Raw genomic sequence first — 19,918 nt, forward strand, 5'->3', positions numbered from 1 at the left:
TTATTGTTTTTTCAATTAGAATGCCCAGTTGCCTTTAATGAAGATCGGCTCTTCTTTGCCGTCTGCCGTGATGCCGAAAATATCCATCTCTGCGGATCCAACCATAAAGTCTTCATGCGCCAAGCTGGAGTTCAACCCGCGTTGTGCCAGTTCTTCCTGGGACATTGATTTGCCGCCTTCCAGGTTAAACGCGTAGGCATTTCCGATGGCCAAGTGGTTGGAGGTATTCTCGTCAAACAGTGTATTGTAGAACAGAATACCGGATTGCGAGATCGGAGAGTTATGCGGTACTAATGCCACCTCTCCCAAGTAATGCGAGCCTTCGTCCAGCTCCACGAGCTGTTTAAGGACATCGGCACCTACTTCGGCTTTGTAATCCACGATTCGGCCGTTCTCAAACGTCAACGAGAACCGGTCGATGATCGTGCCGCGGTAGCTCAGCGGTTTTGTCGCGGAGACCGTGCCGTTTACCCCTGTTTTAAGCGGAGCCGTGAACACTTCCTCAGTTGGCAGGTTAGCCAGGAACGTGTTACCTTGGGCGTTGATGCTCTCAGCAGCGACCCACAGATGGCCTTCCGGCAGCTCGATGGTCAGGTCGGTACCTGGTGCTTTATAATGCAGCTTCTTGTAGCGTTTCGCATTTAAGTAATCGGATTTTTGCGTGAGGTTCTCGATATGTTGCTGCCATGCCGCGATCGGGTCAGGCTGATCCAGGCGAACCGTACGGAAGATCGCTTCCCACAACGCGGGTACACGTTCTTCTTCAGGAAGGTTAGGGAAGACTTTGTCTGCCCATGCCTTGGAAGGTACAGCTACGATCGACCAGCTGAATTTATCGGACATCTGCATTTCACGGTACTTGCTCATCGCTTTGCCGTATGCTTTCTGATGATTGGTGAGCCGTTGCGTCGACACGCCTTTCAACAGGTCAGGGTCGGAGGAGATGACATGCAACACCGCGGCACCGTTCTCTACGTATTCCAACATCTCGCCGGCATACCATTTCGGTTCATCCAGAAAGGATTCTTCGGCAGCCATATCATAGCGAAGACGGGTGACCACATCATCGCTCCAGTTAACTTTAACGAAGCGAGCGCCAGCTTCATAGGCTTGTTTCACAATAAGACGGACGAGCTCCGCGCTATCGATGGTCGTGTTGATAATTAGATTTTGTCCGGGTTGAACGTTAACGCCAATTTTGACAGCGAGTTCTGCATATTTTTCCAGTTTCTTTTGAAAATCGGACATCTACGGGTTCCTCCAAACTTTAGGAATTAATTACATGCTTAATCATACACCATTTGCCAGCAAAATTGGAATGCCGCGCGATGGCGATCCTTCGTTTCTACATTTGATATTCCCCCAAAACATGGTACGATATTGCAAAGAGACTGTCCCATAAAAAGGAGTTACGTACATGATGAACGAATTGACCATTGTTCATGCAGAAATGCGCCGGGAGGAGGATGGTTCCTACATCGGCAAGACTATTTTCGAAGTAAGCTCGCATAAGGCTGCTTATGAAATTACCTTCTACAGTGAGAAGGGGACGGATTGGGATTACAGCCTTCATTATGCCAACGAACCGGGCATTGAGGAGCAATTCCTTGCCGTTGACGAACGGATCGAAGAGGACGACGAGTTGTTTGATACCTTGTTGGATGCTGCGTGGGATACGCTGCCGGAGGCTTAAACCGTTGACTTCCGTTGGATAGCGGAAGAGTGGGGGAGGAGGAATAAACCTTGTGGCAACATCCGTTCTATCGCACATCACTTGGGATTATTATGGTGCTGACCATCATCTATTTGTTATCCAAGGTCAGTTTTATCTTTAATCCGCTGGTGACACTGGTATCCATATTAATTGTTCCACTTACGATCTCCGGATTTCTGTATTATCTGCTGCGACCGATCGTCCAGTTCCTGGAACGGAAGAAACTGAACCGGGTACTGTCGATTTTGCTCATTTACTTATTATTCGCCGGAGTTATTACGATCTTCTTAATCGTGGTCTGGCCGCCGCTGCGGAAGCAGATCATTGAATTTATGAACAATGTGCCGAAAATGATCAATGGACTGCAGACCCAATTCAACGACATCCGCGACAATCGCTACCTCTCTATGGTGACGAATGAAACCAGTCCGGAACTGATGAGCAAAGTCACGGAATATTTGAACTCGGCTATGGAAGCCATTTCCGGTTACTTGTCTCATGTGGTGACCTTCCTGAACGACTTCGTCATTGTCGTAGGTACTGTTCCGATTCTGCTCTATTACATGCTGAAGGAGGATGAACGGGTCACGCCAATGCTGGTGCGGATGCTGCCTAGTCGTTACCGCCGGGATGGAGCCAACGTCATCCATGAAATCGACAACATGCTCAAAGGGTTTATCGCCGGGCGTATGATTAGTGCGTTGCTGCTGGCGTTTATGAGCTTTATCGGTTTTTGGATGATCGGGTTGCCGTATCCGCTGCTTCTTGCGGTAGTAGGGGCGTTGTTTAATTTCATCCCATATTTCGGGGCACTGCTGGGGGCAATTCCTTGTGTGATCGTGGCATTCACCGTGTCTCCGACCATGGTGCTCTGGGTTATCGTGGTTGTGGTGGTTGCGCAGCAAATCGAAGGCAACCTGATCTCTCCCTACATATATGGCAAGACGATCAATATTCATCCGTTAACTACGATCGTTTTGTTGCTGGTGGCCGGTGATTTTGGCGGCATTCTGGGGATGATCTTGGCGATTCCGGTGTACATGATGCTGAAGATTATCGTACTTAAGGCACATAAACTTTATTTTGCAGAAAAAATGGAGGATCTCACCGAAACAAATCCATAAACTTATCAGCGACCTGCAAGGTGATGAATATCATATCTCCCATCCCCGCGATTGGGCGATGATTATTCTATTAGGTAGACATTCAAAGAGTCGGATCCATCTCGCGAAACAGCTATGGACGGCTTTTTGAATATCCTGTTCGATAGAAATCATCAATTTGCTCGGGGGATGATGTACATGGCAGTGCAAGCCAAAGGCGGGAAGTACTTTTATGCATGGAGCAAGATTCTTCCCGACGGATCGTTTTACCTTCCGGATCAAGCCCTGCAAGAGTACCAAATTCGACCGGATTCCAACATTATTCTGATGACCGGCCGGAATACGGCCAAAGGCTTTAGCGTTCTGTGCAAAGAACTGATCGCCAACTCGCCGCTGGCCCCGATCTTCGCCAGCATTCCTCAGCTTCAGCAATTCGCCATCCCGGAAGGGGAACCGGTTATCGTGAAAGAACGGACGTTTTGCTGGGTGTACTTGAATAGCAAAGGATATTTTACGCTGCCGTTGACCACCTGGCAGCAATTTGGCCTCAAGCCGGGCGACCAACTGCTCAGCTTGCGTGCCACCCATTTAGCGTTTAACAATTTGGCGGAGGGGCCTTATATTGAGCAAGCGAAGCAACTCCGTGATATTCTCGTCTATGAATGAAAAGCAGCTTACAAAGAAACCAGCCAGTCGTCTAAGCTTTAGCGGCTGGCTGGTTTTCATTTCTCTTTTCCTTTAGGCGGATTCGGTTGACGACGGGTATTTCGCGATCAAATTTCTGTAGGCATCCTTCGGCCGCAGCCCGATCAGCTTCTCCACTGGTCGGCCTTGATGAAAAAAGATCACGGTCGGCATCGACATCACACCAAATTGTGACGCCAAATCCGGGAGTTCATCACAGTCAACCTTCAGCAGGTGAACGGCCCCGCCGTACTCCTCATGCAGCTCGTCCAAGATAGGGGATAGTACCAGAGCGGATGCTGACACCTGTAGCTTTGGACAATTCACCAATTCTCATCGCTTTTGAATCACCTGCTTTCTTGGGTTCATTATAAACCCTGATGTGAGGGTCAACCGTTTTTATCTCGAATCGCAAAAAAAACTTCATCGTCAACTACGATGCATGAGTTCATGGATCGTGTATAATGTAGGAAATTGGGCGTCTGCCATACAGGCGGCAAAGGAGGAGAGCATGAAACCTGCCTTATTAATCATCGATATGCAGCAGGCTTTTTTGAACCATCCACGCATCCAAAGTGAAATCCCAGAGGTTTGCGAGTACATTAATGCGGTCGCTGACTTGTTCAGAGAAGCAGGGCGGCCGGTTGTGGTGGTCCAAGATCAGGATGGAGGTGTGGGAACTCCAGGTTACGACGTTATCCCAGAGGTCAAACTGGTTGAATCCGACCTGCGGGTCTCCAAGGTATGGAATAACTCGTTCTGGAAGACGAACCTGGAGGAGCTTCTGCGTGAGCAGGACACCGACTTCGTCGTGGTCTGCGGATTTGCCGCCGAACACTGCGTTACGTTTACGTTTAATGGCGCGGTAGAGCGCGGGTTTGGAGCAGCAATTTTGCAGAAAGGCATCCTCGGCGAACACCCCGATGCGGTGACCGCTGTCTATCGGGACCGCAGCTTGATCAGCTACGCCGTGATCCGCGCGCTTTTGAAGCAAGATTAATTTATGGCATTACATATCTAAAGCAATGTGAAGTTGCGAGCTAGTTCATTTTTCATATCAGGAGGCGGTATGTTCCATGAATGCACATGAAATCGATTATCGGATTATTGGAAGTGAAATGCAGTGTGTGGAAGTCCATCTGGATCAGGGAGAGAGCGTCGTAGCGGAAGCCGGCAGCTTTATGATGATGGATCCCGATATCCGGATGGAGACGATTTTTGGCGATGGCAGCAATCAAGGCGGCGGTCTCATGGGCAAGCTCATGGGGGCAGGTAAGCGGTTGTTGACCGGTGAGGGCTTGTTTATGACGGTCTTCACCAACGCCGGGTATCAACGGCAGGCCGTTACTTTTGCTTCACCCTATCCTGGAAAAATCGTCCCGTTGGACCTGCAAATGCTTGGCGGGAAGGTGATTTGTCAGAAAGACGCGTTCCTGTGCGCAGCCAAAGGCGTGTCCGTCGGCATTGAATTCCAGCGGAAGCTGGGTACCGGCTTTTTTGGCGGGGAAGGCTTCATCATGCAGAAGATTGAAGGCGATGGGCTTGCTTTTGTGCATTCCGGCGGTTTGGTCATCGAGAGAGACCTTGCCCCTGGTGAAGTGCTTCGCCTCGACACCGGTTGTTTGGTGGCCATGACGGCTTCGGTCGATTACAACATCGAGTTCGTCAAAGGAGTTAAAACTGCCTTGTTCGGCGGGGAAGGTCTGTTCTTCGCTACGCTGCGCGGCCCCGGCAAAGTTTGGGTACAATCACTGCCGTTCAGCCGTTTGGCAGACCGGGTATTGTCCGCATCCCGCTATTCGGGCCGCAAAGATGAAGGCAGCCTGCTCGGCGGCTTGGGGAACCTGCTCGACGGAAAATAATAGAGGTACGGAAGTTCAGCGAGTTTGCATGGTGAGAAAGGCGGTTGACATTCCGCTCCTCAAGTAACTAATATGGTTACATGATGATGGAAAGGGGGAGCGGCTTATCATGACGATTAGCTCCAGATTTTCTGTGGCGATTCACATCTTGTCCCTGCTTGAAATCAGTAAGGACGAGATTTGCACATCGGAATATATTGCCGGCAGCGTGAACACGAACCCAGTTGTCATCCGCCGCATTATGGGCATGCTAAGCAAAGCGGGCTTGGTAGAAGTCCGTACGGGGGTGGCCGGAGCCAAGCTGTCACGGCAGCTGGATCAGATTACTCTGCTGGATGTATACCGTGCCGTGCATGTTGTGGAGGAAGACGGATTGTTTGCCGTCCATGATCAGACCAACCCCGATTGCTTGGTCGGTAAGAATATTCAAGCGGCCATTGAACCGATTTTCTCCAAGGCGCAGAAGGCAATGGAAAATACGCTTGCGGCGGTAACGCTGCAGGATGTGGTGAACGAAATTTCGGTCGTCAACAATCCATCCGTGTAACGCGAAATTCACCTTTAGCGGTCAACGGAGTGAAGCCCCCTAACGATAGGGGGCTTTTTTTGAGCGAAAAATTGACAATGCAGGCTCCTGTAACTATACTGATTACAACGATGCAATTGTAACATTCTCTGTTACACCTGCTTAACGGTCATTTATTTGTTTTTACATTGTTTTCAATTATGAAGGAGGACATCGATCTTGGCTCATCCCTTACCGATTCATCCCGCCACAAAACTGGGCGTTGTTCAACTGAAAGTTCGCGATCTGGAGCGCTTGCTCACCTTCTATCAAGAGGTGATCGGCCTTCGGCTGTTGCGCAAAAGCGGTCATGTGGCCGAGTTAACCGTCGACGGCCAACATCCTTTATTGATTCTGGAGGCAGATCCCCGTTATCGCGTGCTGCCGGAGCAGTCTGTATCTGGGCTGTACCATTTTGCCATCTTAGTTCCGGGGCAGGTGACCTTGGGGCTTGTTCTGCGCAATTTGATCCGGCATCAAATCCCCGTGGGCCAGGGGGATCACTTGGTCAGCGAGGCGCTGTACCTAAGTGATCCGGATCAGAACGGCATTGAGATCTATGCCGATCGCCCCCGCGCTACCTGGCAGAAAACGGCATCCGGCGAAATTCACATGACAACCGATCCGGTGGATATCCAAAACCTGTTACAACTCTCCGAACATGCGCAGTGGAACGGTTTGCCGGAAGGTACGCGCATGGGCCACGTGCATTTTCACGTAGGGGATTTACAGGTGGCGGAACAGTTCTATTGCGGCGTATTAGGTTTTGAGGTCACACTACACTTCGGCGCATCGGCGTTATTTATCTCGGCTGGCGGTTACCATCACCATATCGGCTTAAACCTGTGGGCGGGCAAAGGTGCACCGCCAGCGCCGGAGGATGCGGTGGGCATTCGTTACTTTACGGTAGAGCTGCCGGACGTTCCGGCATTGGACGCCGTTGTAAGCCGGTTAGATGAAGCCAAGGTGGCTTATACGCGGGAGGGGAATGAGCTGCGGCTTAGTGATCCTTTCGGCATTGGCATTAAACTTACGGTTGCTGCTTGAAGAGTGCGCTTGCAGCGGAAGTTCTGAAGATTTTAAGTCTTCCTTTTGGCGCGGTCCTTCACCTATAATAGATTTACGTATTATTTTAGGAGGAAAGGACCGGTCGTTATGAAAATGTTCCCTCAATTAGAAACGGAACGTTTTGTACTCAGAAGGCTGACGACGAAGGACGCCGCCGATTTGTTCCATTATTTCTCCAACGACGAAGTGACCAAATATTACGATTTGGATCGTTTCGTGGAGCTCCGAGAGGCCGAGGAACTCATCCAGAAGTGGAACAGCCGCTATTTGGAGAAGCGGGGCTTTCGCTGGGCGATTACGGTTAAGGCCGAAAGCGACCGGGTGATCGGCACTTGTGGTTTTCATAACTGGTCGAAGGAGCATTTCAAAGCAGAGGTCGGATACGAGCTCAACCCAGACTATTGGCGCCAAGGTGTGATGACGGAAGTGCTGCAGGAGATACTGCGCTTTGGCTTCGAGGATCTAGGGCTGAATCGGATTGAGGCTTATATCGACCCCGACAATATTCGATCCAGGTACTTGTTGGAGAAGACGGGCTTTCATGAGGAAGGATATTTAAAGGAAACGTTCTTCGAGAAAAATCAATTTGTGGATGCGGTTGTCTTCGCTTTGCTGAAGAAGCAATATGAAGCGAAACGGAATCGGCAGTTCCGGTAGAGCTATTTCCAACCTTCCACGGTCATGCATAATTCCCCAGTCTCGGCAAACAATTGTAACAGGATGTTACTTTGACTGAGGATGGGGGTTAAGGCAAATGGTATTTATCGTTTCTTTTCTGATTATTCTGTTGTTCGTCCTCTGGGGAGCTATTGCTCCAGACCATTTGGCAGCGACAGCGGATCAGGTATTAGGTTTTTCCATCGGAAGTTTCGGCTGGTTTTATTTAATGACCACGCTGGGACTTCTTGTTTTTTCGCTATACTTGGCGTTTAGCAAGCATGGTCAGATTAAGCTGGGCGATGATGACGATGAGCCCGAATATTCGAATCTCTCCTGGTTTGCCATGCTCTTTAGCGCAGGGATGGGCATCGGGCTCGTCTTTTGGGGAGCGGCCGAACCTTTGTCGCATTATTTAATCCCGCCCGAAGGGGCAGAGGGAGGTACCCCGCAAGCAGCCCGACTGGCAATGCGATATTCGTTTTTCCATTGGGGTCTGCATCCTTGGGGCGTGTATTCGCTCATTTCGCTTGCCCTCGCCTATTTCCAATTCCGCAAAGGGTACCGCGGACTGATTAGCATGACCTTCATTCCGCTCTTAGGCGAGAAGCTGGTTCAAGGCGTTCTGGGGAAAATCATCGATATTCTCGCTGTGATCGCAACGGTTTTCGGTGTAGCCACCTCGTTAGGTTTAGGCACTCTGCAGATTAGCAGCGGGCTCAATCATTTATTTGGGATCCCCAATGCGATAATGACCCAAGCGATCATTATTGCGGTTGTGACCGTCTTGTTCCTGTTATCTGCCACCACCGGGCTCGATAAAGGCATTAAGCTGTTAAGCAACACCAACTTGATCATTGCCATTACATTACTTCTGTTCGTGTTATTGGCAGGTCCGACTTCCTTTATCTTCGATACGTTTACGACCACGTTGGGGGATTACTTGCAGAACCTCATCGTCATGAGCTTACGCATGACCCCATTTACTCAAGGGACCTGGGTAGGGAACTGGACGCTGTTTTATTGGTCGTGGTGGATTGCTTGGGCCCCGTTTGTGGGAACCTTCATCGCCAGAGTGTCCCGCGGACGAACGATCAAGGAATTTGTGCTTGGAGCCCTTATCATTCCCAGTGCTTTCGGATTTGTATGGTTTGCTGTCTTCGGCGGGACCGGATTGAATTTGGAGATCTTTCAACATGCGGGATTGGCTCAAGCGGTACAGGAAGACGTGACCACCGCATTGTTTCTCATGTTGGAGCAACTGCCACTAGGTACGTTGATTGCGGGAGTAGCTACGTTGCTCATTATTACGTTCTTCGTAACTTCGGCGGATTCAGCAACCTTTGTGTTAGGGATGCTGTCCTCCAAGGGGACGCTGCATCCTCGCAATAAGGTGAAATTAACGTGGGGGATTTTGCAGTCCTTGATCGCCTTGGTCCTGCTGATCAGCGGAGGTCTTAACGGATTGCAAACTGCTTCGATCGTGGCGGCACTGCCTTTTGCCGTCATTATGCTCGGAATGTGCGTTTCCTTGTTGAAGGCGTTAAAAGGTGAAGAGAAAGAACGTAAGCGCAAGGAACGGCAAACCCGACAGTTTATCGAACGGTTGAAAGCGAAGGAGCAAATCGATCCTTCTCCATCCAAGGAATAGAGAGAGTGGGGCTAGGGAGACACCGCATATTTAGCGGTGCTCCCGAAGATACTCCGTTTGATAGAGGGTATGGACTCGGCGAAGCACCGTCTGGGCCTGTTCACTAAACTTCATATCCACGATTTGATCTTTGATCAGAAAGACACCGGTTTGCCCGCGATGTTGGCCTTGTGCTGCGGCATACAGCAATCCAGCTCCATGGGTCGGCGGGGAGAAGAAGAGCTTCATCACCGGCTTCAGCCAGATGGGAAGACCCGAACGTTTCCCTTTACGTAAGGTGTTGTTGCTTCCCGGATCCACGCTCCGAATCTCGATCCCCTCTGTGGCGAGCTGTGGAGCAACCGCTTTGGTCCATAAAGTAAGCGCCAGTTTAGAGGTGGCATACGGACCTAACAGCTTGCGGAATTTCACCGGACGCTCGAGCTGGTTAGGGTCAAACGCTTTAACCCGATTGATGACCGCAGACGAGGTATTGATAATCGTTTTGAAATGACCACGCTTCAGCAAATCCTTGAGTTCCATGGTGACGATATACGGCACAACGCTCATCAGCTCATAGTGAAGCTCCCGTCCTTGCTTCGAATACTCCAACTCCGGGAAGCTGCGGCCGGCATTGTTAAACAGCACATCAATCGACGCTTCATTCGTTTTAATCTGCTCCAGCGTATGCCGCAGACTAGCAAAATCCGATAAGTCCGATGTCTTGTAAGTTCTGAGCTGTCCCGCTTGAGCAGCACTTAGCAGCTTCGGATCATCCGCCGGCCAGTCCGATCGGTTTAAACCGATCACTTGCCACCCCTCTTGGATCAGCATCCGCGTTAACTCCAGCCCGATTCCGGAGCTGGCCCCCGTAATTAAAGCAATAGGTTGATTTCCATGATTCATGTTCACAGAGCCTCCTTTACTGTTATGAAGCCCTTCACTGACTTCAGGCCGATTGTAGATCTTGGAGTCGACTCCAAGTCAAGTCTTGATTTTCAAGTATTCCGAATATTGACTTGGAGCTGACTCCAAGTTGTATAATGCAGAAAAGATGGTTAACGGAGGGATCAAGCGATGGCGGTTCAATCCATCAGTCCAGACAGTTTCACGATCAAGCAAGTTGCTGAGCATACCGGGATATCCGAGGATACGATTCGATATTACGAGAAAATCGCACTTCTCCCTCGAGCCGAGCGGAAGGAGAATGGACATCGCATTTATCACAAGGAGGACCTGGATACGATTCGTCTGATTTCTTGTTTGAAAAAGACCGGGATGCCCCTGGACGAAATGCGCCCCTTCCTGAAGGTGTCTGCTGATGCGAATGCCGAGGACTACCCGGAGCTCGTGGAGAAGATGATCCGGCACCGGGCCAGCATCGTTGAACAAATCGCCTCCTTGCAGCAGGTGGTTGATTTTATTGATTTGAAGTTGAAGCAGGGGAAGTACCAGCCTAAGGAATGTGAGATGGAAGGGATGACCGGCCCCCCTGCTGACCATGCAAAGGATGCAACGCCGGGCAAGCCCATATCGACGGCAGAGCTGCGTTATTTTTCCGCGTCACCGAGTGAAAGCCCTTATTGAAGAATCGCTGTTCTTTTGCCATAATTAATCGAAGCAGATGACTCGTCCGCGCTGGCGGGAGTCTTACATAAAGGAGGAGCTTGGGTTGAAGGGGATTATTACCGTACTGGGTAAAGACAAAGTAGGCATTATCGCCAAGGTATGCACGTATTTGGCCGATCACAATGTGAACATTCTTGATATTTCACAGACGATTATTCAAGGGTATTTCAATATGATGATGATCGTGGATATTTCTTCACCGACCAAGAGCTTTGAGACGCTGGTTGAAGAATTGCAGGAGCTGGGCCGTTCCATCGGTGTGGAAATTAAGCTGCAGCACGAAGATATTTTTAATACGATGCACCGGATCTGAGGAAGGGAAGGGACACTATGATCTCACGCGTTGAAGTACAAGAAACCAATTCGATGATCCGCGAGATGAACCTCGACGTACGCACGATTACGATGGGCATCAGCCTGATGGATTGCGCTCACGAGGATATGAACGTCTTTAACCGGAACATCTACGATAAAATTACCCGGACTGCCGAAAACCTGGTCAAAACCGGGGAGGACCTGGAGAAGCATTTTGGCGTGCCCATCGTGAATAAACGGATCTCGGTAACGCCGATTTCGATCGCTGCCGGCGGGCTGAAAACGGATACGTTCGTGCCGGTGGCTGAAGCGCTGGACCGGGCGGCGAAGGAAGTAGGCGTCAACTTTATCGGCGGCTTCTCGGCCCTTGTGCAGAAGGGTTTTACGAACGGCGACCGGGTGCTGATCGACAGCATCCCTGAAGCGCTGGCCGTTACCGAACGGGTTTGCTCCTCAGTGAACGTGGGCTCCTCGCGCAACGGGATTAATATGGACGCGGTGAAAAAGATGGGCGACATCATCCTCCGTACCGCGGAACGGACAGCGGATCGGGGTTCGATCGGCTGCGCCAAGCTGGTGGTGTTCTGCAATGCGGTAGAAGATAACCCGTTTATGGCGGGCGCATTTCACGGTGTTGGTGAACAGGAGTGCGTCATCAACGTGGGCGTCAGCGGCCCTGGGGTCGTGAAGCGTGCGCTGGAGGAAGTGAAAGGTAAGGACTTTGAGACGTTGTGCGAAACGATTAAGCGGACAGCGTTTAAAGTCACACGGGTAGGTCAGTTGGTTGCACAGGAAGCGTCGAAGCGCCTTGGCGTTCCGTTTGGCATTATCGACTTGTCGCTGGCTCCGACACCGGAGATTGGCGACTCCATCGCAGAGATTTTCCAAGTGATGGGCTTGGAGGAAGCAGGAGCGCCGGGAACGACGGCCGCGCTGGCGATCTTGAACGATAACGTGAAAAAAGGCGGCGTCATGGCCTCCTCCTACGTTGGCGGCTTAAGCGGTGCGTTCATCCCGGTCAGCGAAGACCACGGGATGATCGAAGCGGTGCAGCGCGGTGCACTGACGCTGGAGAAGCTGGAAGCGATGACGTGCGTGTGCTCCGTTGGCCTTGACATGATCGCGATTCCGGGGAACACGAGCGCCGCGACGATCTCGGGCATTATCGCGGACGAATCGGCTATCGGCATGGTCAACAACAAGACGACCGCCGTTCGGATTATTCCGGTGATCGGCAAGGATGTTGGCGAGGTCGTGGAGTTTGGCGGTTTGCTGGGCTACGCGCCGATTATGCCGGTTAACGCCTTTAACTGTGCGCCATTCATTGAGCGGGGCGGCCGGATACCGGCGCCGATCCACAGCTTTAAGAACTAACTAAGCGGCGGGGGACGCAGCTATGTTCAAGACGATTGGACTTCTGGCGCATGTTGACGCTGGGAAAACCACCTTTGCCGAAGCGTTGCTCTACCACACGCAAACGATTCGCAGCCGGGGCCGAGTTGATCATCGCGATGCCTTCTTGGACAGTCACGAGATCGAGAAGGCAAGGGGCATCACCGTATTTGCCGACCAGGCGGAAATGAGATACGGGGATAATACCTACTTTTTGCTGGATACGCCGGGACACGTCGATTTTTCCGCAGAAATGGAACGGGCTTTGCAAGTGCTCGACTATGCGGTGATCATCGTAAGCGCGGTGGAAGGGGTGGAAGGCCACACGGAAACGGTCTGGCAGCTGCTTCGGGCATATGGAATTCCTACGTTTTTCTTTATCAATAAGACGGATCGTACCGGAGCGGACCCGGACCGGGTTCTGGAAGATATCCGCCGCGAGCTGAGCGGAGATGTGCTGGATCTGTCGGCTTGGGCAACGACCGGCCAACTGGACGAAACGGATAAGGCACGGCTTGCGGAACGAGATGAGTCCTTGCTGGAACCGTTCTTGGAAGGGACCTTATCCGATGCCGAATGGAACGAACATCTCATACGGATGGTTCAACACGGCCATGTGTTTCCTTGCCTTTGGGGATCTGCGCTGCTGGATATCGGCATTGACGTGTTTCTGAAGGCGCTGGATCGTCTCACAGTGACCCGGTATGATCCGATGCTTCCGTTTGCGGGGCGGGTGTACAAAATTCGCCATGATGAGCAAGCGACGCGCATCACCTTCATCAAGGCGTTACAAGGCTCGTTAAAAGTGAGAGATGAACTCACCTACGGCCCGGAAGGCGAACAACGCACGGAGAAAATAACCGCCATTCGCAAATACAACGGACAGCGGTTTGTGCAGGCCGATTCCGTTCAAGCAGGAGAACTGTTCGCGGTAACCGGCTTGACGGCGCTATCTTCCGGTGAAGGCATCGGGGCGTTGGTTGACCCGATTCGCCGTGAGCTCGCCCCCACGTTGCAGTCGAAGGTACAATTTGAACCGCCGCTCCATCTGAAGGAAGTCCTGCGCGTCTTTCAGCTGCTGGACGCCGAGGACCCGACATTAGGAACCCGCTGGGATGAAACGCTGCAGGAGCTGCATATCCATGTCATGGGCAAAATTCAGTTGGAGATCTTGCAGCAGGTCGTCCAGGGACGATTTGGGATGAAGATTACGTTTGGACCGCCGGAGATTTTGTATAAAGAGACGATATCTACATCGGTGAAGGGCTGCGGTCACTTCGAACCATTAGGGCATTATGCCGAAGTCCATTTGCGGCTGGAGCCTGCCGAACGGGGCAGCGGAGTGACGTTTGTAAATACTTGTCACGCGGATGATTTGTCCGTAGGCTATCAAAATATGATCGGCCAACATGTGCTGGAACGAGAGCATCACGGCCTGTTGACCGGCTCGCCATTGACGGACGTGCGCGTTACGTTGCTCACCGGCCGCTCGCACAACAAACATACCAGCGGAGGCGATTTCCGCGAGGCGACGTACCGCGCGATTCGGCAGGCGTTGGAGCAGGCAGAGAATGTGCTGCTGGAGCCGGTGTATCATTTTAAAATCAAAGTGCCCTTAGATCAGCTTGGTAAAGTGTTAACCGATATCCAGCAAGCGCATGGCCGATTTGATCCGCCGGAGACGGGAGAAGAGACGGCTGTGATTTCAGGTGTCGTTCCGGTAGCGACATTTATGGATTATCCAACAGAGCTGGCAGCGATGACGCACGGGAAAGGTTCAATCATGCTGAAATTTGGCGGTTATGAGCCTTGCCATCAAGCTGAGACGATCATCGCCCAGAAGGACTATAATAAAAATGCCGATCCGGCATATACCTCGTCCTCGATCTTTTGTGCAAAGGGGCAAGCGTTTTCTGTGCCGTGGGACGAGGCGCCTAAACATATGCACGCTTCGGTATCATGAGGTGATTTAATGTATCCCAAAATTTTGATCGCCTTCGTTCTATCGATCATTCTCACCTCGTGTACAAGTCAGCCTATGAAAGATGATCCGAATTCCGAGGCGTACACCTTGTACCACAATATTTTTTATCATCAATATTCGACTCAACTCGCTCTTTTGGCAGACATTTTGGAACGGATCTCCCAAGTGGAGCTCGATCAAGAAGAATCGGCTTACATTCAAGGAAAAATTGACGGGTACTCCGAAAATAGTTGGTTTGTTTTCTACTCGATGAATCGCACGGATAGTCCGTCTCTGGATCAGGCAGTGCCCGCAGAACTTCGTTCTGCCATGTATGAGGTCATTGACGAGACCAATCAGTTATTAAGTTCCTTGAACGAAAAATTGGATGCGCATAATAAACTTACCGTTGCACAAGATAATCAGGAGCTTATTCAAGAACTGATTCAGCAGTGTGATGAGCTGAACGTCACCTCAAGTTATATCAAAGACGAGAAAAATTGGAGCTCCTACAAAGAACAGCTACAGTTGGCTCTGCTGAAGTTTCAAGAGTTTCGAGACAAACTCCAGTCGGAATAATGGATTTCTTCTCTTTATGTTGACAATCCGTTATTAGGTGCATATAATATCCAATAATTCCATATTGCCAAATGTGTTGATTAGAAATAGTAAACGTGATTTGACCTTTCAGAGAGCCGTTGGGTGGTGCGAAACGGCAGCGTCCGTCATGTTGAACTCGTCTATGAACAGCTGCCTGATATGTAGGGTAAGCCGGGATTCCGCCGTTACAAGGATAGATGGTGTTCGCCATCGAAAGAGATCATTTCATCATGTGAAATGAATTAGAGTGGTACCGCGGGTTCAACCTCGTCTCTATAGCAGAGACGGGGTTTTTTTGTTGATTAAAGTCCGGGTTTAATCAACCCCGCTTCACATAGATTCAATCCAAATTCCAAAATCAAGGAGGAACTTTCAGATGGAACGTTACCGCAACATTATCGTACTGGATACAACGTTACGCGACGGGGAGCAAGTCCCTGGTGCCAAGTTAAACGTACGGCAAAAGCTGGAGTTTGCTCAGCAGCTGAAGCGCCTCCGTGTAGATATTATTGAGGCCGGCTTCCCTGCGTCCTCACAAGGTGATTTTCAGGCGGTGCAGCAAATTGCCCGAACCGTAGGAGACAGTGTAGGCATTACCGCATTGGCACGGGCGGTAAAATCCGACATTGATGCGGTGTACGAAAGCATCCGTGAGGCCGAACAGCCGTTAATCCATATCGTGCTTGGTGCCTCTAACGTCCATGTGGAGAAGAAATTTAACCGCTCCAAAGATGCCATTCTGCAAATGGGTGTCGATGCGGTGAAATATGCGAAAACACTGCTGCCGCAGGTTCAATATTCTACCGAGGACGCTTCGCGGGCGGACTTTGAATATTTGTGGAAGACGATCGAAGCCGTTGTCAAAGCCGGTGCGACGATGATCAATATTCCGGATACCGTCGGTTACGCGGAGCCGGAGGAATTTGGCCACCTGATCCGGCGCATTCACGAGCGGCTGAAAAACCTCGACGATTCTGTGATCCTCAGTGTCCATTGTCATAACGATCTCGGTCTGGCTACGGCCAATACCTTAAGCGCCATCAAAAACGGGGCCGAGAAAATTGAATGCACCATTAACGGTCTGGGAGAACGGGCCGGCAATGCTTCGCTGGAGGAAGCGGTGATGGCACTGAAGGTACGCGAGGGGCTGTACGGCTGTCGCACGAACATCGATACGACGGAGCTGATTCGTACGTCGCGGCTGCTGACCCATTTAACGGGGCTCGATGTGCAGGTGAACAAAGCGATCACCGGCGACAATGCGTTTGCTCATTCCTCCGGAATCCATCAAGACGGTCTGTTGAAAGATAAGCAGGTGTATGAAATTATGTCCCCTGAAGAGGTGGGGGCGGAAAGTATGGAACTGATCCTGACGGCCCGTTCGGGTCGGCATGCGGTGAAGCACGCGGTGGAGAAGCTGGGCTTCGATACATCGGATACCGTAGGGTTTGAGCGGTTGTTCCAACGGTTTTTGACATTGGCTGATGCGAAAAAAGAAGTGTACGACCATGACCTTTATTACCTGCTGAGTGAACATCAAGAGCCAAGCGATGCTGCTCATCCGCTGTTCGAGCTCACGTCGTTCCAAGTCGTGACGAATGACATATGCCCAACGGCCACCGTCACCTTGAAGATCAACGGACAAGAGCGGAAGGGCAGCGCAATTGGAGATGGTCCGATCGACGCGTTGTATAGTGCGATCAAGTCGTTAACTGGCATCGATGCCAAACTGACCTCCTATAAGATCAACAGCATTTCCCATGGGAAGGAAGCGATCGGACGGGTGAACATTCAACTTGAGGCCGGAGGAAAAACCTACACAGGACGTGCCATGGACACCGATATTATCAAAGCGAGCGGTCAGGCCTTCGTGAATGGCATCAATGCGATGGTATTAGCTGGTGCGATCGAAAATGATAGTGACATAACAAATGTTATGTAAACTACGTTAAATGGCTTGCAAAATAAAGAGGCAGAAGGAGCTCGCATCAAACGAGAGCCTTCTGCCTTTGTTTTATTGTTCATTCAGTTGGGATAATGCAACTTCTTTTTCGTTCTCCGGTTGACTAAGCGGATAAATCCGAGCGGTTTCTTTCTTATCGTCAACATGTTGAATGTACACCGGTTCTCCATCGTAAGTGACGTTGATCATAGTAGGGGAAGCGACAATCTCTTTCGCGCGTTGACTGTCCATTAGGTAACCTCCTGTTGTCTTATAGTTCAGTCTTTTTGCCGATCATAAAATACCCGATTCACCCAGTTTTTATTCTTTTATGTCATGAAACATGAAAATTTGTAAATTATAATCATTAATTTGATTTAAATGATTTACTTTAAAAACTCTTCTACTTATATTTAATAGAGTAGTGTATCAAAAAATGGTAGAGGAGGAATTAGATTAATGGTTTGGAGAAACAAAGCCGTCGGCAAGTTTCTGGCGATCAGTACCCTCGTTGCAGGACTTGCTTCTGGGGCGGTGGGGTTGTCCGTAAATGCGGCGGAATCCGGTAGTACAGCGGCCAAGGACTTCGAACTGCGCGTCCTACATACGAATGACACGCATGCCCACCTGGACAACATCGCTCGCAGGGTGACGGCCATCAACACAGCAAGAAACGATCACACGTTGTTGCTGGATGCGGGGGATGTATTTTCGGGAACGTTATATTTCAATCAATTCAACGGATTGGCCGATCTGTTCTTTATGAACGAGCTGAAGTATGATGCCATGACGTTTGGGAATCACGAGTTTGACAAAGGACCAGGTACCTTAGCCGAGTTCATTAAGCAGGCGAAGTTCCCGTTTGTCAGCGCTAATCTGGACTTTAGTGCGGATGCAGACCTGAAGGGGTTAAGCCATTCCGAGCTAGGCAAGGGAGAGCCTGGTCAAATTTACCCGGCTGTGATTAAGGAAATTGCCGGGGAGAAAGTGGGGATCATTGGCTTAACTACGCCTGAAACCTCCGTGTTATCCTCGCCTGGTCCTGACATCAAGTTCGCGGATGAAGTTGAAAGCACACAGAAGCAAGTTGATGCTTTGGAAGCCGAAGGGATCAACAAAATCGTTGTGTTGTCTCATTTAGGGTATACCGTTGACCAACAACTGGCTGAAGCCGTCGATGGGATTGATATTATTGTAGGCGGCCACTCCCATACCGTTCTGAATGCTCCGGAGGTCCATCATGCCGATGAAGAACCTACGTTGATCGTGCAGACCGGCGAATATAATCAAAATTTAGGTCAACTGGATGTCACTTTTGACTCCGAAGGAAAACTAACCGCTTGGAAAGGCGAGTTAATTGCGCTGGATGCCAAAGATGATGCCGGCAACTTTTTGATTAAGAGCGATGCCGCAGCGGAAGCCAAGCTGAAGGAATATGCTGCTCCGCTAGAAGATCTGAAGAAAACGGTGATCGGGAAGACCGAAACGGATTTGGACGGCGAACGCGGCAGCGTACGTAAGCAAGAGACGAATCTTGGTGACTTGATCGCTGATGGCATGCGCTCGAAGGTCATGAGCATCGTCAAAGTGCCTGATGTTAAAGGGTATGTAACCATCCAAAACGGGGGCGGGATTCGTGCTTCGATTAAAGCTGGGGATATTACCCTGGGTGATCTGCTCACCACAATGCCGTTCGGGAACAATTTAACGGCACTGAAGATGACAGGCGCTGAAATTGTGGCTGCACTGGAGAACGGTGTGAGCGGTGTCGAAAATGGGGAAGGGCGGTTCCCGCAAGTTTCGGGCCTGCGCTTCTACTACGATTCGACGAAGCCGGGTGAAGTGATCGACGATGTGACCGGTGAGAAGACGCAATCCGGACAACGCATCGTGAAAGTCCAAATCCAAAACGAAGGTGGAACCTACTCCGATATCGATCCGAAAGCATACTACATTGTGGCGACGAACTCGTTTATGGCGAGCGGCGGGGATTTTTACGCTTCGATGAAGCAAGCGAAGGACGACGGTCGGTTCTATGAGCTGAACCTCGTGGATTATGAAGTGTTCCATGAGTATCTCGACAAAGTGGGTACGGTTAAAGCCACCACTCAAGGACGGATTACCGATCTGAAAGGTGCTCCATTGCCAGCTGAAGCTGGAGGTACGCCAGCAGGCCCAAGCACAAACCCTGAAGCGCCTGCATTTACGGATATTTCCGGAGATCCCAATGCTTCGCTTATCAATGAAGCTGCAGCTGCCGGCATTGTTGAAGGATATGGGGATGGAACCTTCCGACCGCAAGCCGAGGTAATTCGTGCTGAATTTGCGGTCATGATCAGCCGTGCCTTCCAGGTATCGGAATCTTCTGAAGACACGGGATATACCGACATCTCGGAAGTGCCAAGCTGGGCTCTGCCTGCGGTAAGTTCCCTCAAGAAAGCAGGGGCGCTCGAAGTGCTTGGTAAAGAAACGTTCCAACCAAAAAGCACGCTTACCGCAAAACAAGCTGCCGAAGCGATTGCTGTTCTCTCCGGCAAAAAAGCCAATCTGGCTGGACTTGCCGCCGAGGCCAAGGTGACGCGCAGCAGCTTGGTGTTGCTGATTCAGTCTGCGTTGCAATAAAGATTGGCTTGGTGGATTTTGATCGTATTCATCTCGTCCGGGCGAATTATTCATTCGGTGAAAGGGGCCATCCTAATAAGTTAAATACTTTGCCATTTAACTACTTGCTATTCATAAATAAAAAAGGTAGACTTATAAACACAATATATAGTCCATTCCTGGATTTTTCTCA

Annotated in this window: 20 protein-coding genes and 1 other annotated feature; of the genes, 16 read left to right on the forward strand and 4 right to left on the reverse strand. The window is 50.5% G+C overall.

Features of this window, described 5'->3' with window-relative positions:
• Positions 1 to 15: 15 nt before the first annotated feature.
• Entirely contained in the window at positions 16 to 1,248 is a 1,233-nt protein-coding gene (locus PBA01S_RS01475; protein ID WP_127575141.1) for an aminopeptidase, read from the reverse strand.
• Between the two features lie 169 nt (positions 1,249 to 1,417).
• Here PBA01S_RS01475 and PBA01S_RS01480 point away from each other — a divergent pair, with 169 nt between their 5' ends.
• From PBA01S_RS01480 to PBA01S_RS01490, 3 genes are all read left to right on the forward strand, one after another.
• Positions 1,418 to 1,693, forward strand: coding sequence for a hypothetical protein (locus tag PBA01S_RS01480; protein ID WP_016312116.1), 276 nt, complete (start codon positions 1,418 to 1,420; stop codon positions 1,691 to 1,693).
• 50 nt (positions 1,694 to 1,743) lie between these two features.
• Positions 1,744 to 2,838: an AI-2E family transporter gene (locus PBA01S_RS01485; protein WP_028537615.1), complete on the forward strand. Its 1,095-nt coding sequence runs from the start codon at positions 1,744 to 1,746 to the stop codon at positions 2,836 to 2,838.
• Between the two features lie 177 nt (positions 2,839 to 3,015).
• A complete protein-coding gene (locus PBA01S_RS01490) occupies positions 3,016 to 3,483 on the forward strand; it encodes a hypothetical protein (protein WP_028537616.1) in 468 nt (155 codons plus the stop codon).
• 72 nt (positions 3,484 to 3,555) lie between these two features.
• On the opposite strand, the gene PBA01S_RS01495 is transcribed toward PBA01S_RS01490, so the two are convergent.
• Positions 3,556 to 3,828 carry a thioredoxin family protein gene (locus tag PBA01S_RS01495; protein ID WP_009226132.1) on the reverse strand — a complete coding sequence of 91 codons (273 nt, stop codon included), beginning with the start codon at positions 3,826 to 3,828 and terminating at the stop codon, positions 3,556 to 3,558.
• A gap of 184 nt (positions 3,829 to 4,012) precedes the next feature.
• Between PBA01S_RS01495 and PBA01S_RS01500 the strand changes: the two genes are divergently transcribed.
• The 6 genes from PBA01S_RS01500 (at position 4,013) to PBA01S_RS01525 (ending at position 9,304) form a co-directional block, all read left to right on the forward strand.
• Positions 4,013 to 4,501 carry a cysteine hydrolase family protein gene (locus tag PBA01S_RS01500; RefSeq protein ID WP_016312120.1) on the forward strand — a complete coding sequence of 163 codons (489 nt, stop codon included), beginning with the start codon at positions 4,013 to 4,015 and terminating at the stop codon, positions 4,499 to 4,501.
• A gap of 76 nt (positions 4,502 to 4,577) precedes the next feature.
• On the forward strand, positions 4,578 to 5,363 hold the full coding sequence (locus PBA01S_RS01505; protein WP_127575142.1) for a TIGR00266 family protein: 786 nt from the start codon (positions 4,578 to 4,580) through the stop codon (positions 5,361 to 5,363).
• Between the two features lie 109 nt (positions 5,364 to 5,472).
• Complete coding sequence (locus tag PBA01S_RS01510; RefSeq protein ID WP_009226129.1) at positions 5,473 to 5,910, forward strand: Rrf2 family transcriptional regulator; 438 nt, start codon at positions 5,473 to 5,475, stop codon at positions 5,908 to 5,910.
• A gap of 195 nt (positions 5,911 to 6,105) precedes the next feature.
• Positions 6,106 to 6,975 (forward strand): VOC family protein, encoded by an 870-nt coding sequence (locus tag PBA01S_RS01515; RefSeq protein ID WP_371859487.1) that lies wholly within the window; start codon positions 6,106 to 6,108, stop codon positions 6,973 to 6,975.
• Positions 6,976 to 7,083: 108 nt separating this feature from the next.
• Positions 7,084 to 7,653 carry a GNAT family N-acetyltransferase gene (locus PBA01S_RS01520; protein ID WP_009226127.1) on the forward strand — a complete coding sequence of 190 codons (570 nt, stop codon included), beginning with the start codon at positions 7,084 to 7,086 and terminating at the stop codon, positions 7,651 to 7,653.
• A gap of 97 nt (positions 7,654 to 7,750) precedes the next feature.
• The gene (locus PBA01S_RS01525; protein WP_028537618.1) at positions 7,751 to 9,304 is read left to right on the forward strand and encodes a glycine betaine uptake BCCT transporter; all 1,554 of its coding nucleotides are present in this window, start codon (positions 7,751 to 7,753) and stop codon (positions 9,302 to 9,304) included.
• Positions 9,305 to 9,334: 30 nt separating this feature from the next.
• On the opposite strand, the gene PBA01S_RS01530 is transcribed toward PBA01S_RS01525, so the two are convergent.
• Entirely contained in the window at positions 9,335 to 10,189 is an 855-nt protein-coding gene (locus PBA01S_RS01530; RefSeq protein ID WP_127575144.1) for an SDR family NAD(P)-dependent oxidoreductase, read from the reverse strand.
• A 171-nt stretch (positions 10,190 to 10,360) separates the two neighbouring features.
• Here PBA01S_RS01530 and PBA01S_RS01535 point away from each other — a divergent pair, with 171 nt between their 5' ends.
• The 6 genes from PBA01S_RS01535 (at position 10,361) to PBA01S_RS01560 (ending at position 17,124) form a co-directional block, all read left to right on the forward strand.
• Entirely contained in the window at positions 10,361 to 10,870 is a 510-nt protein-coding gene (locus PBA01S_RS01535; RefSeq protein WP_127575145.1) for a MerR family transcriptional regulator, read from the forward strand.
• 85 nt (positions 10,871 to 10,955) lie between these two features.
• Positions 10,956 to 11,225 (forward strand): ACT domain-containing protein, encoded by a 270-nt coding sequence (locus tag PBA01S_RS01540; RefSeq protein WP_009226124.1) that lies wholly within the window; start codon positions 10,956 to 10,958, stop codon positions 11,223 to 11,225.
• Positions 11,226 to 11,242: 17 nt separating this feature from the next.
• Entirely contained in the window at positions 11,243 to 12,601 is a 1,359-nt protein-coding gene (locus PBA01S_RS01545; protein ID WP_127575146.1) for a PFL family protein, read from the forward strand.
• Positions 12,602 to 12,623: 22 nt separating this feature from the next.
• Positions 12,624 to 14,582: an elongation factor G gene (locus PBA01S_RS01550; protein ID WP_127575147.1), complete on the forward strand. Its 1,959-nt coding sequence runs from the start codon at positions 12,624 to 12,626 to the stop codon at positions 14,580 to 14,582.
• A gap of 9 nt (positions 14,583 to 14,591) precedes the next feature.
• Complete coding sequence (locus PBA01S_RS01555; protein WP_028537622.1) at positions 14,592 to 15,161, forward strand: hypothetical protein; 570 nt, start codon at positions 14,592 to 14,594, stop codon at positions 15,159 to 15,161.
• A 67-nt stretch (positions 15,162 to 15,228) separates the two neighbouring features.
• Positions 15,229 to 15,460 (forward strand) — a binding site (T-box leader).
• 98 nt (positions 15,461 to 15,558) lie between these two features.
• Positions 15,559 to 17,124, forward strand: a complete 1,566-nt coding sequence (locus PBA01S_RS01560) for a 2-isopropylmalate synthase (protein ID WP_127575148.1) — start codon at positions 15,559 to 15,561, stop codon at positions 17,122 to 17,124.
• A 72-nt stretch (positions 17,125 to 17,196) separates the two neighbouring features.
• On the opposite strand, the gene PBA01S_RS01565 is transcribed toward PBA01S_RS01560, so the two are convergent.
• Positions 17,197 to 17,376, reverse strand: a complete 180-nt coding sequence (locus PBA01S_RS01565; protein WP_028537624.1) for a small acid-soluble spore protein H — start codon at positions 17,374 to 17,376, stop codon at positions 17,197 to 17,199.
• 207 nt (positions 17,377 to 17,583) lie between these two features.
• On the opposite strand from PBA01S_RS01565, the gene PBA01S_RS01570 reads away from it, so the two are divergent.
• A complete protein-coding gene (locus PBA01S_RS01570) occupies positions 17,584 to 19,746 on the forward strand; it encodes a 5'-nucleotidase C-terminal domain-containing protein (protein WP_127575149.1) in 2,163 nt (720 codons plus the stop codon).
• Positions 19,747 to 19,918: the final 172 nt, after the last annotated feature.

Source organism: Paenibacillus barengoltzii NBRC 101215, assembly GCF_004000745.1.
Lineage (GTDB): Bacteria > Bacillota > Bacilli > Paenibacillales > Paenibacillaceae > Fontibacillus > Fontibacillus barengoltzii.

Coding starts and splice junctions, on each gene's coding strand:
- PBA01S_RS01475 (WP_127575141.1), bottom strand. CDS start 1,248: ATGTCCGATTTTCAAAAGAAACTGGAAAAATATGCAGAACTCGCTGTC.
- PBA01S_RS01480 (WP_016312116.1), top strand. CDS start 1,418: ATGATGAACGAATTGACCATTGTTCATGCAGAAATGCGCCGGGAGGAG.
- PBA01S_RS01490 (WP_028537616.1), top strand. CDS start 3,016: ATGGCAGTGCAAGCCAAAGGCGGGAAGTACTTTTATGCATGGAGCAAG.
- PBA01S_RS01500 (WP_016312120.1), top strand. CDS start 4,013: ATGAAACCTGCCTTATTAATCATCGATATGCAGCAGGCTTTTTTGAAC.
- PBA01S_RS01505 (WP_127575142.1), top strand. CDS start 4,578: ATGAATGCACATGAAATCGATTATCGGATTATTGGAAGTGAAATGCAG.
- PBA01S_RS01510 (WP_009226129.1), top strand. CDS start 5,473: ATGACGATTAGCTCCAGATTTTCTGTGGCGATTCACATCTTGTCCCTG.
- PBA01S_RS01520 (WP_009226127.1), top strand. CDS start 7,084: ATGAAAATGTTCCCTCAATTAGAAACGGAACGTTTTGTACTCAGAAGG.
- PBA01S_RS01525 (WP_028537618.1), top strand. CDS start 7,751: ATGGTATTTATCGTTTCTTTTCTGATTATTCTGTTGTTCGTCCTCTGG.
- PBA01S_RS01530 (WP_127575144.1), bottom strand. CDS start 10,189: ATGAATCATGGAAATCAACCTATTGCTTTAATTACGGGGGCCAGCTCC.
- PBA01S_RS01535 (WP_127575145.1), top strand. CDS start 10,361: ATGGCGGTTCAATCCATCAGTCCAGACAGTTTCACGATCAAGCAAGTT.
- PBA01S_RS01545 (WP_127575146.1), top strand. CDS start 11,243: ATGATCTCACGCGTTGAAGTACAAGAAACCAATTCGATGATCCGCGAG.
- PBA01S_RS01550 (WP_127575147.1), top strand. CDS start 12,624: ATGTTCAAGACGATTGGACTTCTGGCGCATGTTGACGCTGGGAAAACC.
- PBA01S_RS01555 (WP_028537622.1), top strand. CDS start 14,592: ATGTATCCCAAAATTTTGATCGCCTTCGTTCTATCGATCATTCTCACC.
- PBA01S_RS01560 (WP_127575148.1), top strand. CDS start 15,559: ATGGAACGTTACCGCAACATTATCGTACTGGATACAACGTTACGCGAC.
- PBA01S_RS01565 (WP_028537624.1), bottom strand. CDS start 17,376: ATGGACAGTCAACGCGCGAAAGAGATTGTCGCTTCCCCTACTATGATC.
- PBA01S_RS01570 (WP_127575149.1), top strand. CDS start 17,584: ATGGTTTGGAGAAACAAAGCCGTCGGCAAGTTTCTGGCGATCAGTACC.